Source organism: Methylobacterium sp. E-065, from assembly GCF_022829605.1.
In the GTDB taxonomy this organism is placed as follows: Bacteria; Pseudomonadota; Alphaproteobacteria; order Rhizobiales; family Beijerinckiaceae; genus Methylobacterium.
On sequence record NZ_JAKSYD010000197.1, the window covers coordinates 1 to 775 of the forward strand.

Consider the following 775-nt stretch of genomic DNA (forward strand, 5'->3'; position numbering starts at 1 on the left):
CACGCAGAGCACCACGACCATCCAGGGCCAGAAGTTCGCCCAGTACTTCGCTGACGCGACGGTCAACCCGTTCACCGGCCAGCTGCAGACCTCGACCAGCTTCACGGCGGTCGCCTCGTACCTGCACTACTGGACGCCGGAGTGGCGCTCGGCCTTCTTCGGCTCCTACGGCGAGCAGAGCTTCTCGCAGGGCGCGCGCCTCGCCCAGGGCGCGATCTACAACCTCGTGAGCGGTCTCGCTGGCAGCAACCCGTTCGGCTCGAACGCCGTCGGCGTGCCCGGCACCCGGTTCTACAACCTGAGCCAGGCGCTGCGCGACACCTACCAGTTCGTGGCGGGTGGCAGCATCATCTGGTCGCCGGTCAAGGATCTCGACATCGGCGTCGAGGCCTTCTACACCCAGATCGGCCTGAAGAACGGCCGGGCGATCGATCTCGACAAGAGCCCGACCGCTTACGCCAACATCGCCGGCATCAACAACGGCACCTTCGCGGTCCGTACCGCCACGCAGGACTCGGTCTCGCAGGTCCGGTTCCGCGTCCAGCGCGACTTCTGATTTCCCCAATCGAGATCGGTTGTTCCCAAAGGCTCGTGCCGGGCGCCGAGGCCGGCCTGCTCGGCCTCGATTTCGCGACGCGTCGGCGCAACCGGGCCAACGGCCGCATCGTGCGGCGCGTCGGGGATGGGATGACGATTGCCGTCGCCCAGAGCTTCGGCAACTGCCCCCAATACATTCAGAGGCGCGTGGCCGAGCCGGTGCAGCGCTCGCCGGGAC

Annotated in this window: 2 pseudogenes; both read left to right on the top strand. The window is 67.4% G+C overall.

What is annotated here, in order from left to right:
- Positions 1–556, top strand: a pseudogene (locus MKK84_RS24085) (porin); the annotation flags it as partial.
- A 35-nt stretch (positions 557–591) separates the two neighbouring features.
- A pseudogene (locus MKK84_RS24090) lies at positions 592–775 on the top strand (pyridoxamine 5'-phosphate oxidase); the annotation flags it as partial.